Genomic DNA, 13,369 nt, shown 5'->3' with positions numbered 1-13,369 from the left:
CAGTATGCCCCTGCGGGGCACCGCGCGCCCGGGCGGCGGTCCTTCCGGCGCGGGTCCGCTCACCAGGGCACCGGCCCCCGGTCGTTGAAGAATCCGCCGGTGGTGGCGCCGTCGGCCACCGTGGCCAGGTCCACGATGATCCGGGCGCCCTCCTCGACGGTACGGGTGCCGCGATGCCGCGTGAGGTCGGTGGCGGTGAAGCCCGGCGTGGCCGAGTTGATCGTGATGTGGGACAACTCGGGCGTCTCCGCGAAGGCGCGAGCGTATTGGACGGTGAGCATGTTCAGCGCCGCCTTCGAGAAGGAGTAGGCCATACGGCTGCCCGCGTCCCCGCCGAAGTCGGTCCCGCCGCTGGTCATTGCCAGCGAAGCGGTGGTACTGGACACGTTGACGACGCGCGGCGCCGCCGCGTTCTTCAGCAGGGGCAGCATGGCGCGGATCACGGTGACCACGCCGAACGTGTTGACCTCGTAGTTCTGGCGCATCTCCGCTGCCGTGGTGTCGACCGCGAGCCGTTCCACCACCGTTCCGGCGTTGTTGACCAGCACGTCCAGCCGCCCGTAGTGGCGGTGCAGCATGTCCGCCACCGCCTGGACGCCGGCGGAGTCGGTCACATCGAGCCGCACCGGCACGGCCCTTCCCCCAGCGGAGACCCGCTCCGCGGCGGCGCCGCCGCGCCCCGGATCGCGAGGCCCAGGACGTCGTTTCGGGCCGGGAGTCCTGGCGCTACCGGCAGATCGAGGCGCTCGTACAGCGGCTGGCCGCCGCCGACCGCCTGCGGCCGCCGTTCGACGGGCGGCGGGCCACCGCGGTCGTAGGCGCCGCGACGAGCTTCCCGGCGTGCGACGAGGTCGCCAGCCGGCTCGGCTTGGACCCGGGCGAGCTGACGCACCTGCTGCTGCCCCTGCTCACCAGCGCCATCCGGCTGGACTGACCGGCCGCCCCGGCGGGATCCCGCGCTGGCGACCGGGCACCGCGCCGCCTCCCGCTGCTTCCGCGGGACGCGCGTCGCCGAATTGGCCCGCGGGCGCGTTGCCGTGGATACTGCGGACCATGCGAGTCGACTTCGATCCCCGGTCCACCGCCGGTTCGGACTTCTACCGGCTGCTGACGGCGACCGTCGTGCCGCGGCCCGTCGCGTGGGTTTCGACGGTCTCGGCGGCCGGGGTCGACAACCTCGCGCCGCACTCCTTCTTCACCGTGGCCTGCGCGAACCCGCCGATCGTGCAGTTCACCTCGGTCGGGCGCAAGGACCACCTGCGCAACGTGGAGCAGACCCGCGAGTTCGTCGTCAACCTCGCGCCGGAGTGGCTGCAGCGCGAGATCAACGCGACCGCGACCGACTTCCCTCCGGAGGTTAGCGAGTTCGACGCGGTGGGCGTGCGCCGCGAGCACAGCGCGGCTGTCGCGCCGCCGCGGGTGGCCGACTCCCCCGCCGTACTGGAGTGCCGGCTGCACTCGACGCTGCTCCTGGGCGACTCCACTGTCGTCTTCGGCGAGGTGGTGCACGCCGCGGTCGAGGAGTCCGTGCTGGCGCAGGGGCATCCGGAGATCAGCCTGCTGCGGCCGATAGCGCGCCTGGGCAAGGACGAATGGGGCACGCTCGGCGAGGTGACGTCGCTGCGCCGCATCCGCTACGCGGACTGGCCCGGCGAGTGAGCCGGGGAACCGCCGCGGCGCCCCGGACTCGGCGGACCGTCGCGCGCCGCGGAGCGGAGCCGGCCGGTTGCACCCGGCACGGCACCGTCGATCTTGTAGCCATCGTCACTGGAAATCGTTTTCCTTCACGATAGCTACAAGATCAACGGGATACAGGCCCCGCGCGCCGCCCCGGTGCCGCCTGCCGGAACATCACATCTAGTCGGCCACGGCGACCTCGCTCACCAGGTGGCGGGTGTGGTCGACCTCCCGGGTGGGGCCCTCCAGGCGCACGCGGACGGTGTGCCGCAGCTCCTCACACGAGGACCCCAGGGACAGGTCGAGGTCGCCGGCCTCCACGATGCGCCGCCCGTCGGGGGCGGTGTAGGCGGCCAGATCGGCCGGTACGGCGAACTCCACCCGCCGCTCCCGGCCCGGCTCCAGCTCGACCCGCGCGTAGCCGGTGAGGCCGCGCACCGGCCGGCTCACCCGGGCGACGGGGTCGCCCAGGTACAGCTGGACGACCTCGGTACCGGCGCGCGCTCCCGTATTGCGCACCGTGCAGCCCAGGGTGAAGGAGCCGTCGGTGGCGGTCGCGACCGGGTCGCCGGAGCCCGCGGGCCGCCCGTGCACCCGGAAGTCCGTCCACTCGAAGGAGGTGTAGGAGAGGCCGTGGCCGAAGGGGTAGAGCGCGGAGGGGTCCACCGAGCTGACCTCGCTGCGCCGACCCAGGGCCGGAGCCAGGTAGGAGGCCGGCTGGCCGCCGCCGTCCCTCGGCACCGCCAGAGGCAGCCGGCCGCTCGGGTTGACCCGTCCCGACAGCACGCCCGCGACCGCCGGGCCGCCCTCCTCGCCGGGGAAGAACGCCTGCACCACGGCCGCCGCCCGCTCGGCGAGGCCGCCCAGCGCATAGGGCCGCCCGCTCATCACGACCAGCACCAGCGGGGTACCGGTCTGCAGCAGCGCCTCGACCAGTTCGTGCTGCACGCCCGGCAGTGCCAGGTCGGCGACGTCGCAGCCCTCGCCCGAGGTCCCGCGGCCGAAGAGCCCGGCCCGGTCGCCGACCACGGCCACGCACACCTCGGCGGCCGCGGCGGCGGCCGCGGCCTCGGCGATGCCGGAGGTATCGGGGTCGTCCACGCCGCAGCCGCGCCGGTGGTCCAGCTCGGCGCCCCCCAGTTCGGCGCGCAGCCCCTCCAGCAGGGTCGGCACCCCGATACCGATCCCGATGTCGGGGTGGGAGGGTCCGACGTGGGCGGGGAAGGAGTAGCAGCCCAGCATGGCCTCGGTGGAGTCGGCCAGCGGGCCGACCACGGCCGTGCGGCGCCCGCCCGCCAGCGGCAGCGCGCCGGAGGGGTTGGCCAGCAGCACCACCGACTCCTCGGCCAGGCGGCGGGCCAGCACGCGGTGCTCAGCCGGGTCCAGGTCGATGTCGACGTCGGCCGCGGCGTCGCCGCCTGGGCCCTCCGCCTCCGCGGACTCGGCCGGAAACGGCGTCCAGTCGGGGTCGAGAAGGCCCAGCTCGCACTTCTGGGTGAGTACACGCAGCGCGGCCCGGTCCACGAACTCCTCGGACACGCGCCCCTCGCGCACGGCCTCCAGCAGCGGGGCGCCGTAGTTGCGCAGGGTCGGCAGCTCGACGTCGACGCCGGCCTCCAGCGCCGCGGCCCCGGCCTCGGCACCCGACCCGGCGATGCCGTGCAGGGTCTCCAGGAAGCTCACGGCGAAGTAGTCGGAGACCACGGTTCCTGTGAAGCCCCACTCCTCGCGCAGGAGGTAGGTGAGCAGGCCGGGGTCGGCCGTGGCGGGCACGCCGTCGTTGGCGGTGTAGGAGGGCATCACCGATCCGGCGCCGCCCAGCGCGACCGCCATCTCGAACGGGGGCAGCAGCAGGTCGGCGAACTCGCGCGTGCCCGCCGAGACCGGTGCGAGGTTGCGTCCGGCGCGCGAGGCGGAGTACCCGGCGAAGTGCTTGAGCGTGGCGACGACGCCCGTCGACTGCAGCCCGCGCACGTAGGCGGTGGCCACGGTTCCGACCAGGTAAGGGTCTTCGCCGATGGTCTCCTCGGTGCGGCCCCAGCGTGGGTCCCGGCTGACGTCCAGCACCGGAGCCAGGCCCTGGTGGATGCCGACACGGCGCATCGAGGTGCCGATCTGGGCCGCCATCCGCTCCACGAGATCGGTGTCGAACGACGCGCCCCAGGCCAGCGGAGTCGGGTAGACGGTCGCCTGCCAGGCCGCGAACCCCGAGAGGCACTCCTCATGCGCGATGGCGGGGATGTTGAACCGGTTGGCCGCCGCGATCTCCTTCTGGGAGTTGGCCAGCGCCTGCACTCCCATGGCCGGGTCGACGGGGGCGGTGCCGAAGGGGCGGGTGAGCTGGCCCAGTCCGTCGGCGATGACCCGCTGCCACTCGGGAGGCGCCTCGGCCAGGTCGTGCTGGTGGGGGGCGACCCCCTCACCGGATCCGTCGGCGCCCACCCAGACTCCGTAGAGCTGGGCGACCTTCTCCTCCAAGGTCATGAGCCGGAGCACCTCGCCCGCCCGTTCGGCGGCCGGACGCGCGGCGTCCTGCCAGGGGGCGAGGTTGGAATGCGGCGACATATACCGTCCTTATTCATTGGGGAGTCCCGCGCGGGACTCCCGGTGGCTGTTGGTTGCGGTGGGGGCGCGGCGGGCGCCCGCGACGGACCGCCGGCGCCCGCCGCCGGCTACTTTCCGCCGACGCCCATCAGGCCGCTTACCAGCGAGCGGCGGGCGACCAGGTACACGATGAACAGGGGGATCGTCGCCAGCACGACCGCAGACAGCAGACCGGGGATGTCGACGCGGTACAACCCCTGGAACTCGAACAGGCCGAGGGTGATGACCCGCTTGTCCGGGGACTGGGTCAGGATCAGCGGGAACAGGAACCCGTTCCAGGCCTGCAGCGCGGCGTAGACCGCGATGGTGCTGATGCCCGACCGCGAGAGCGGTACGACCAGCCGGAAGAACATGCGCACCGGTCCCGCGCCGTCCAGCTCCATCGCCTCGTACAGGTCGTCGGAGATGTCGCGCATGGACCCGGTCAGGATGAGGATGCATACCGGCAGGGCGAAGGCCGCGGTCGGCAGCATGACGGCGAGCAGCGAGTCGTACAGGCCCATCTCGATGATGATCAGGTAGACGGGGATGATCACCGCCTGGTTCGGGATGGCCAGCCCCAGCAGGAACACGCGGAAAAGCGAGTTGGTCATCAGGGAGCGCGTGCGCACGATGGCATAGCCCGCCGTCACGGCCAGTGCCACGACGATGGCGACTACGACCGCGGTCACCACGACCGTGTTGAGCACGAAGCCCGCAAGCCCGTTCTCGATCGCCCTGGCGTAGTTGCCCAGCGTCGGATCCGAGGGGATGGTCAGCGGTCCGGCCGCCCGGTACTCCGAGGTCTGCTGGAACGTGGCAACCAGCAGGGCGTACAGGGGCACGCCCACCACCAGCAGCCAGGCGAAGGCGCCCAGGCCCGCGACGGGGTTGGGGCGCTGGCGCCAACTGCGGAGGCGCCTGCCCTTGTCCGGTCCGGCGGCGCGCGGGCGCGGAGTCCGCCGGCCGGCGGTCGGCGGAGAGGTCGCGGTCACATCCCCTCCCGGGTGCTGCGCATGGAGCCGAATCCGGTGAAGCGCACCATCAGTAGCGAGGCGAGGGTGGCCACGGCCACCAGAACGCAGGCCACGGCGCTTGCGTAACCGTACTCGTAGTTCTCGAACCCGGCTTCGTACATCAGGTACGGCACGATCGTGGTGGCGTGCCCGGGCCCGCCTCCCGTGATGATCAGCACCGTGTCGAAATAGGTCAGCGATCCCACGATCATCAGCACCGACGACGTGGTGATCGTGTTGCGCAGCTGGGGAAGCGTGATGTGCCAGAACGCGCGGTAGCGTCCGGCGCCGTCGATCTCGGAGGCCTGGTACAGCGATTCGGGGATCTGGCGCGCGCCGCCCTGGTACAGCAGGGTGTGCAGCGGGATGAACTGCCAGGCGCTGACGAACAGGATCACGGTGAACGCACCGGACTCGCTGCTGAGCAGGTCCAGTCCGGGCGCCCCGATCAGGGGCCCGATCTGGGCGAGCGGGCCGAAGTTGGGGTCCAGCAGCGCCCGCCAGATGATGGCGATGGCTGCCGAGGACAGCAGCAGCGGCACGAAGTAGATCGCCGAGAGCACCGCGCGGTTGCGCTGGCGGCCCGATGCCCACACGCCGAGCAGCAGCGCGATCGGCGTCTGCACCGCCCAGCTCCCGACGGTGAGCATCAGGGTCAGGCCGATGGCCCGGTGCATGACGGAGTCGCCGAGCAACCGCGTCCAGTTGGCGAAGCCGACGAACTGCGGGGAGCCCAGCCCGCCCCAGGTGGTCAGCGAAAGGTAGACCACCAGCACCATGGGCAGCACGGCGAACAAGCCGAAGAACAGCAGTGCGGGAAGTCCCCACCAGGCGCTCGGACGTCCGGCGCGCGGCGCCCCGGAGCGCGCACCGCCGCGACCGGCGGTGCGCGCCTGGGACCGGGCCGACGCCGGGCGCTGGCTCCGGTTGGGCGAGAGAACGCTCACTGGAGGGCCGCCACGTTGTCGACGAACTCCTCGGGCGTGCTCTGCTTGTTGAACAGCTTCTCGATCTCGGTCACCATCGGCTCGGCCTGCGAGCGGGGCAGCGCCTGGTCCCAGGAGAGCTGGAAGGTGGGCGCGTCGCGGACCATCTCGTACTGGTAGGTGGCGAAGTCGGGGTTGGGCGAGTGCTTCTCGATCATCTGCTCGGCGTTGGTCGTCGTGGGGACCTCGCCGTTCTCGACCATCTCCTTGACGTAGGGGTCGCTGTAGGTCTGCTTGAGGAAGTCGACCTCGGCCTCGGTGTCGCCGTCGTCGGTGACGGAGAAGAAGTTCGTCGGGTTGCCGACCACGGCCTGGGGGTTGCCGTCGCCGTCGGGCAGTTCGGGGAACGCGGTGTAGCCCAGGTGCTCCTCGGCGAATTCGGGGGCGTCGGCCAACTGCGTGGAGTACTCCCAGGAGCCCATCAGGTGCATCGCGGCCCTGCCCTCGGAGAGGAGGGCCGAGGCGGCGCCCTCCTCATAGCTCACCGAGGCGTAGTTCTCGCCGAACGCGCCGCGGTCGACCAGGTCCTGCACGGTCTCGGCCGCCTCCAGCACCGCCGGGTCCCGCCATCCTTCGGGGTCGCCGTTCTGGATGCGCTGGAAGACCTCGTGCCCGCCCTTGCGATCGACCAGGTACTGCATCCACATCTGCTCGGTCCAGGGGGTGGCCCCGCCGAGGGCGAAGGGGGTGACGCCCTCCTTCTTGAAAGTGTCGACCAAGTCGAGGATGTCCTGCCAGGTTTCGGGCGGCTCGACGCCGGCGTCCTCGAAGACCTGCTCGTTGTAGAAGAGCATGACCGGCTGCGTGCCGCGCAGCGGGACGCCGTACTGGGTGTCGTTGACCTTGCCGGCTTCCAGGATGGAGGGGATGAACGCCTCCTCCATCTCGGGGTTCGCCTGCAGCGTCGCCCCCAGGGGCAGGAGCATCTCCTGCTCGATGTAGGGCTCGATGCTGCCGCCGCCCCAGTTGAAGAACATGTCGGGGGCCTGGCCCGAGCCCATGACCGTGCGCAGCTTGTCCTCGTAGCCGTCGCCGGGGACCTCCTGGATGACGGCCTTGGTGGAGTCGTGTTCCTGGTTGAACCGCTTCGCGGCGTTCTTCTGCACGACCGCGAGCGAGTCCTGGTACATGAGTACGTTCATCTCGCCGTCGCCGCCTCCAGAGCCTCCGGAGCCGCCGCATGCGGTGGCGGTGAACAGGAGCAGCGCGAGTGCGCCAGCGGTGCCGGCCCTATGGGGAGTCATGGCTACGTCCTATCGAAACTATCGGACAAGTTATCGCAATGCGTGCTGCCAGAATTTACGGCGCTGCCATGACAAGCGTCAATAGTCCACGAGAAGTTCGTCACCCTCCCCCTGCGGCACCACTGGGAGACGCCCAGTAAAATGCAGGCTTGTGACAGCAGAACCCGCCCCGATGCCCCAGGGCCCCGCCGGATCCGAGCCCGTGACGATCTCGAAAATTGCGGAGGCCGCAGGGGTATCCGTGCCGACGGTCTCCAAGGTCCTCAACGGGCGCGCCGACGTCGCGCCCGAAACCCGCGCGCGCGTAGAGGAACTCATCCACCGGCACGGCTATCGCCGGCGCCGGGGCCCCGGCGCCGGGCGGTCGCCGACGATCGACCTCGTCTTCCACGAACTGGACAGTGCGTGGGCGATAGAGGTCATCCGCGGCGTGGAGCGCATCGCCCGCGCCGAAGGCCTCAGCGTGGTGCTTTCGGAGTCCGGCGGCGAGCAGACCCCGCGCGACGCGTGGGTGGAGGCGGTCCTGGGCCGACAGTCCACGGCCGCGATCCTCGTCTTCTCCGACCTGGCCCCCGACCAGCGCGCGCGGCTGACCGCCCGCAGCATCCCGTTCGTGGTCGTCGACCCCACCGGCGACACCGACGAGGCGGTGCCGTCCATCGGCTCGGCCAACTGGAACGGCGGCCTGGTGGCCACGCGCCACCTGATCGAGCTCGGCCACGAGCGCATCGCGGTGATCGGCGGACCCACCGACGTGCTGTGCAGCCGGGCGCGCATCGACGGGTACCGCTCCGCGCTGGACGCGGCCGGCCTGCCGGTCGACCCCGACCTGGTGCGTTCGGGCGACTTCCACATCGAGGGCGGCCACAACCACGGCCGCGATCTGCTCACCTCGCCCGACCCGCCCACCGCGATCTTCGCCGGCAGCGACCTGCAGGCCATGGGCCTGTACGAGGCGGCGCGCGAGCTGGGTGTGCGGATTCCCGAGGACCTGAGCGTGGTGGGCTACGACGACCTGCCGGTCGCGCGCTGGGTCGGTCCGCCGCTGACGACGGTGCGCCAGCCGCTGACCGAGATGGCCGAGGAGGCCACACGGCTCGCACTGATGCTCAGCCGCGGCCAGCAGCCGCCCAACCTGCGCCTGGACCTCGCCACCAACCTGGTGGTGCGGCAGAGCACGGCGGCGCCGCGGCGCCGCTGACGTGCGGGCGGGGCGCTGCGCCGGTTTCCCGGGGCACCGCGCCGTATCGGCCTGTCACACACATGTACGAGGGGCGGGACCGCAGCCGTCCCGCCCCTCGTCATCGCGGCGCCCTCAAGGGGCGGGAGGACGCCGTCTTCCAGTGAGGGCTCGGTGTCGGCGGTGGCGCCGTCCGGGTTTGCCGGCCTGGGACCGGCCGCACGAGGCCGCAGTGATATGGATGCGGCCGGTCCCAGGGTCCGGGGCGACGCGCTGAGGCGTCGGTATCCGCCCTCGGCGGGCGCCGCGGGGGCGGAGCCCGCCAAGGCGCGGGGGCGCAGGCGTGTCCGGGCGCAGGGGATCCGCCCGGAACCGCCTGCCGGAGGCGGGTGGTGAGCCGGCGCCGGCGTCCGTGCCGCTCCCGTCCACCCCCGCGGTCGGCGTGCCACCCGCTCCGACGGCGTCCCGCTGGCGGGGTGCGCACACGCGCCGGCGGAGCCGGGCGCGACTCGGGTCGGTCATGGCGCTTCCTCACTGTCATGGTCCGTTGGCCGGGTGTCGCCGAGCGGCCGCGTGCGCGTGCCCCGGCCCGGATCAACGGCCGTGGCGGACAGGCGGAGGCGGTCGCGCCGGCGGCGATGGGCGGTCAACCGCGGCGGAGGGCGGCGGACGGGCCCGGGGGATCCGGGCGGGCGCCGTGCCGGGCCGCGTGAGCGGGCCGAGCTGCCGGCACCGCGGTGCGGTCGTCGGCGGAGGCCGATCCGGTGTGCGAGGGTGGAACGGCCGTACAGCTGCGTCGACGGGATGGTCGGCCCACGGGGTGCTCCCTTCGGGTCGTACACGTCCAGAACGGCGGCCACCTGCACCCCGATTGGGAGCGCTCCCAGACGTGATGAACTTAACATGGTCGCCATAAGACACCAAGGGGTCACATACCGAAATTAGCTCGAAACTCGGAAGCCGCACCTCAACGAGCCTCGGCCGCCCGAAATCCCCCGCCCTCTCCCTCACTGTTGCGGCGCGGCGGTTTCTCAGTCCCGCGGCGTCCGCGCAGTACTGGTCCGAGCCACCAGCCCGCCCGGCGGCGCGGGCACGCGGCGGGCGGCCGTTCTCGCGCGCCGCCCCGGCCAGCGCGCACCGGAGGCGGCCCGGCCCGAAAGCACCCGCAGGCCCGGGGGCGCGCCGGTTGCTCCCGGTCCGCCGAGCGGAGGGATCCGCGGGCGGGTACAGGGCCGCCGTGCGACACGCGATCGCAACCGGACAAAGTTCCCGGCGTTTCGCGGACGGACTGGGATGATCGAGATGCGGCCCGCTCTGCGGTGCACCGCCGGGCCGCCGGGCGCCGGACGCGCCGGCGCCCGCGAACCGCCAGCGAAAGAGGGCCCCATGGTCAAGCACCGAGCCCCGCGATCGCATCTCATGGCGATTGGCGCAGGCCTGCTGCTCTTCGTCCTTCTGGCCGCGGTCGCCGTGCGGGCGACGGCCGTACCCACGCAGGCCGGCGGTGTGCCGCTGCGCGACCTCGCCGCCGATCACGGCATCCGCATCGGCGCCGCCGCCAACCCGTACCTGTTGGAGAAGAACCGCGAATACCGGTCCCTCCTCGGCGAGCAGTACGGCTCGCTAACGGCGGAGAACGTGATGAAATGGGACACTGTGCAACCGGAGCGCGGTGTGTACGACTTCTCGCACGCCGACGCCCTGGTCGACTTCGCCGAGAAGAACGGCCAGAAAATGCGCGGCCACACGCTGCTTTGGCACAACCAGAACCCGGAGTGGCTGTCCGACGGGGACTTCGGTCCCGATGAGCTGCGCTCGATCATGCACGACCACATCCGCACCGTCGTCGGCGGCCATTTCAAGGGGCGGATGTACGCCTGGGACGTGATCAACGAGCCGTTCCGCGACAACGGCGGCGAGCTGCGCCGCAACCTGTGGCTTCGGACGCTGGGCGAGGGCTACATCGCCGATGCGCTGCGCACGGCCCACGCGGCCGACCCGGACGCGCGCCTCTACATCAACGACTTCAGCATCGAGGGCCGCAACGCCAAGAGCGACGCCCTCTACGCGTTGGCCGAGTCGCTGCTGGAACAGGGCGTCCCGCTGCACGGCATCGGCTTCCAGAGCCACCTGAGCGTGGGCGACGTCCCCGGCGACATGGTCGAGAACATGCGCAGGTTCACCGACCTCGGGCTGGAGGTCACCATCACCGAGCTCGACATCAGCATCGACATGCCCGCGCGCGAGGCCGAACTGCGCGCCCAGGCCGATGACTACCGCACGGTCGTCCGCAACTGCCTGAAGGTCAGCCGGTGCACCGGGGTCACGGTGTGGGGCGTGGGCGACGCCGACTCCTGGATCCCCTCCTGGTTCCCGGGCCAGGGCGCCGCACTGCCCTTCGACCAGGACTACTCGCCCAAGCTCGCCTTCGGTGCACTGCAGGAGGAGCTGAGTAAAGCGGGGATCGGCGGAACGCCCTTCTCCCCCGACGCGGCACCCTCCGGCCCGGGCGCCGCGCCCACCGGCTACGGCACACCGGCGCAGCACGACTGACTCCGGTTGTCAGGTACACGCCGCATACTGGGTGCATGCGTGCGAGCCGACTGGTTTCGCTGGTGCTGCTCCTGCAGAACCGCGGGCGGATGACGGCGGCCGAGCTGGCCTCGGCCCTGGAGGTCTCCGAGCGGACGATCTACCGCGACACCGAGGCGCTGAGCGGTGCCGGAATCCCGCTCTACGCCGACCGCGGCGCGGGCGGCGGATACCGCCTCCTCGACGGCTACCGGACCCGGCTGACCGGGCTGACCGCCGGCGAGGCCGACGCTCTGCTCCTCACCGGCCTGCCCGAGACCGCCGCGCAGCTGGGGCTGGGCGCCGAGATGGCCGCGGCCGACCTCAAGCTGTTGGCCGCGCTGCCCGAGCAGCAGCGCGAGCGCGCCGAGCGGGTGCGGTCGCGCTTCCACCTGGACGCGCCGGGCTGGTGGCGAACGGCAGAAGAGACCCCGCACCTGAGCGCGATCGCCGGCGCGGTGTGGGAGCAGAACACGGTCGACGCCGCTTACCGCCGGTGGGACGGTACCGAGGTGCGGCGGCGGCTCGACCCGCTGGGCGTCGTGCTCAAGGGGGGCACCTGGTACTTCCTCGCGCGGCCGCACCGCGACGGGCACCGGCCCGCGCACGCCGGACCGCTGCGCCCCCGCACTTTCCGGGTCTCGCGGGTGTGCGGCCTCCAGGTGCACGACGACGTCTTCGAGCGCCCCGCGGACTTCGACCTGGCCGCCTCGTGGGCGCAGTGGTCGCGCGAGTTCGAGGAGAGCAGGCACCGGCTGCGCACGCGGGTGCGGCTGACTCGCCGCGGTCTGGAATTGATGCGCGCCCTGTCCTCCCCGATCACCGCCGCCGGCGCCGACGGGCTGGAACCGGGCGCGGACGGCTGGTGCGAGGCCGAGCTTCCGGTCGAGTCGGTGGCGATGGCCACCTCGGAGTTCGCGGCCTACGGTCCGGAGATCGAGGTGCTGGAGCCCGCCGAGCTGCGCTCCGCCCTGGCCCGCTACCTGCGTGGCGCCGCCGCGCTCTATTCGCGGTGAGCCCGGTGCGGCCCCCGCATGTCCGGGCGCCCGGACACGTCTGCACCACCTCGGCCAAAGCCGGTTGACCCTCCAGTGAGGGGAGACTCCATGATGGCGGACATGGAACCGCAGGAGGGCCTGCACACCATCGGTGAGCTGGCCGGACGCACCGGGTTGAGCGTCAAGGCGATCCGGTTCTACGCCGACGAGGGCATCGTGCCGCCCACGGCCCGCAGCGCCGCGGGCTACCGGCTCTACGACGCCGAGGCCGCGGCCAGGCTGGACCTGGTGCGCACGCTGCGCGAGCTCGGGATCGACCTGGCGACCATCAGATCGATCCTGGACCGCGAGGCCGACCTCGGCGAGATCGCCGCCGCGCACGTGCGCTCGCTCGACGAGCGGATCCGGATGCTGCGCCTGCGCCGGGCGGTGCTGAGCACCGTCGCCCATCGAACGCCGACACAACGGGAGATCAGCCTCATGACCGACCTCGCCCGCCTGTCCGCCGAGGAGCGGCAGCGCATCATCGACGACTACCACGACGCCGTCTTCGGCGGACTCGACCTGGACGCGGACTTCGTCGCCCGCCAGCGCTCGGTGCAGGTGGAGCTGCCCGCCGAGCCCAGCCCCGAGCAGGTCGACGCCTGGGTGGAGCTGGCCGGCCTCGTCCAGGACCCCGGCTTCCGCGAGCGGGCGCGGGAGATGGCCCGCGCCCAGGAGCGCAGCCGGGCCGACGGCAGCTTCGCACAGCCGGCCGAGGATGCCTCCCGGCTCGCCGAGCGGATCGCCGAATCGGTCGCCGGCGCCCGCACCGCCGGTGTCGCGCCCGACTCCGCCGAGGCCCGGCCGGTGGTCGACGAACTCGTGGCCGCGGCGCTGGAGGGCGGGGCCGCCGACACCCCGGCGGAGCGGCGGCGACTGGCCGAGGAGTACGCCGTTTTCACCGACCGCCGTGTCGAGCGCTACTGGAAGCTCATGGGCGTGGTCAACGGCTGGCCCGCGTTCGAGCCGCGGGTGCCCGAGTGGGAGTGGTTCATCGCGGCACTGCGCGCGAGCGCCGGGACGGCATAGCGCCGCGGGCACGGGGCCGGGGCCGCGGGACGGAAGGCCTGCG

At 72.2% G+C, this 13,369-nt stretch carries 9 protein-coding genes and 1 pseudogene; 5 read left to right on the top strand and 5 right to left on the bottom strand.

Annotated elements, in window-relative coordinates; translation table 11 throughout:
• Window positions 1–59: 59 nt before the first annotated feature.
• Window positions 60–650: pseudogene (locus tag RM446_RS10670) on the bottom strand (SDR family NAD(P)-dependent oxidoreductase); the annotation flags it as partial.
• 403 nt (window positions 651–1,053) lie between these two features.
• Between RM446_RS10670 and RM446_RS10665 the strand changes: the two are divergent.
• The gene (locus RM446_RS10665) at window positions 1,054–1,659 is read left to right on the top strand and encodes a flavin reductase family protein (RefSeq protein ID WP_311545054.1); all 606 of its coding nucleotides are present in this window, start codon (window positions 1,054–1,056) and stop codon (window positions 1,657–1,659) included.
• A 198-nt stretch (window positions 1,660–1,857) separates the two neighbouring features.
• Here RM446_RS10665 and RM446_RS10660 read toward each other — a convergent pair whose 3' ends face one another.
• The 4 genes from RM446_RS10660 to RM446_RS10645 all read right to left on the bottom strand — a co-directional run bounded on the left by RM446_RS10660 (window position 1,858) and on the right by RM446_RS10645 (window position 7,506).
• Window positions 1,858–4,242 (bottom strand): beta-xylosidase/alpha-l-arabinosidase, encoded by a 2,385-nt coding sequence (locus RM446_RS10660; protein WP_311545053.1) that lies wholly within the window; start codon window positions 4,240–4,242, stop codon window positions 1,858–1,860.
• A gap of 107 nt (window positions 4,243–4,349) precedes the next feature.
• Complete coding sequence (locus RM446_RS10655; RefSeq protein WP_398694906.1) at window positions 4,350–5,255, bottom strand: carbohydrate ABC transporter permease; 906 nt, start codon at window positions 5,253–5,255, stop codon at window positions 4,350–4,352.
• Window positions 5,252–6,223, bottom strand: a complete 972-nt coding sequence (locus RM446_RS10650; protein ID WP_311545052.1) for a carbohydrate ABC transporter permease — start codon at window positions 6,221–6,223, stop codon at window positions 5,252–5,254. The genes RM446_RS10655 and RM446_RS10650 overlap by 4 nt, the downstream gene beginning before the upstream one ends.
• Window positions 6,220–7,506, bottom strand: a complete 1,287-nt coding sequence (locus tag RM446_RS10645) for an ABC transporter substrate-binding protein (protein ID WP_311545051.1) — start codon at window positions 7,504–7,506, stop codon at window positions 6,220–6,222. Before RM446_RS10645 ends, RM446_RS10650 begins: the two co-directional genes overlap by 4 nt.
• A 172-nt stretch (window positions 7,507–7,678) precedes the next feature.
• On the opposite strand from RM446_RS10645, the gene RM446_RS10640 reads away from it, so the two are divergent.
• From RM446_RS10640 to RM446_RS10625, 4 genes are all read left to right on the top strand, one after another.
• Window positions 7,679–8,707: a LacI family DNA-binding transcriptional regulator gene (locus RM446_RS10640; RefSeq protein WP_311545138.1), complete on the top strand. Its 1,029-nt coding sequence runs from the start codon at window positions 7,679–7,681 to the stop codon at window positions 8,705–8,707.
• A gap of 1,398 nt (window positions 8,708–10,105) precedes the next feature.
• A complete protein-coding gene (locus tag RM446_RS10635; protein ID WP_311545050.1) occupies window positions 10,106–11,239 on the top strand; it encodes an endo-1,4-beta-xylanase in 1,134 nt (377 codons plus the stop codon).
• A 35-nt stretch (window positions 11,240–11,274) separates the two neighbouring features.
• Window positions 11,275–12,273, top strand: a complete 999-nt coding sequence (locus RM446_RS10630; RefSeq protein ID WP_311545049.1) for a helix-turn-helix transcriptional regulator — start codon at window positions 11,275–11,277, stop codon at window positions 12,271–12,273.
• 102 nt (window positions 12,274–12,375) lie between these two features.
• A complete protein-coding gene (locus RM446_RS10625) occupies window positions 12,376–13,326 on the top strand; it encodes a MerR family transcriptional regulator (protein ID WP_311545048.1) in 951 nt (316 codons plus the stop codon).
• Window positions 13,327–13,369: the final 43 nt, after the last annotated feature.

It is taken from the genome of Streptomonospora wellingtoniae, from assembly GCF_031845375.1.
GTDB classification, from domain to species: Bacteria; Actinomycetota; Actinomycetes; order Streptosporangiales; family Streptosporangiaceae; genus Streptomonospora; species Streptomonospora wellingtoniae.
Note: the sequence above shows the minus strand (reverse complement) of the source record. Positions and strands in the feature narration are given on the sequence as shown.

What these genes read in the sequence shown, in the direction of transcription:
- RM446_RS10625 (WP_311545048.1), top strand. Translation starts at nt 12,376, where the DNA reads ATGGAACCGCAGGAGGGCCTGCACACCATCGGTGAGCTGGCCGGACGC.
- RM446_RS10665 (WP_311545054.1), top strand. Translation starts at nt 1,054, where the DNA reads ATGCGAGTCGACTTCGATCCCCGGTCCACCGCCGGTTCGGACTTCTAC.
- RM446_RS10645 (WP_311545051.1), bottom strand. Translation starts at nt 7,506, where the DNA reads ATGACTCCCCATAGGGCCGGCACCGCTGGCGCACTCGCGCTGCTCCTG.
- RM446_RS10640 (WP_311545138.1), top strand. Translation starts at nt 7,679, where the DNA reads ATGCCCCAGGGCCCCGCCGGATCCGAGCCCGTGACGATCTCGAAAATT.
- RM446_RS10635 (WP_311545050.1), top strand. Translation starts at nt 10,106, where the DNA reads ATGGCGATTGGCGCAGGCCTGCTGCTCTTCGTCCTTCTGGCCGCGGTC.
- RM446_RS10630 (WP_311545049.1), top strand. Translation starts at nt 11,275, where the DNA reads ATGCGTGCGAGCCGACTGGTTTCGCTGGTGCTGCTCCTGCAGAACCGC.
- RM446_RS10660 (WP_311545053.1), bottom strand. Translation starts at nt 4,242, where the DNA reads ATGTCGCCGCATTCCAACCTCGCCCCCTGGCAGGACGCCGCGCGTCCG.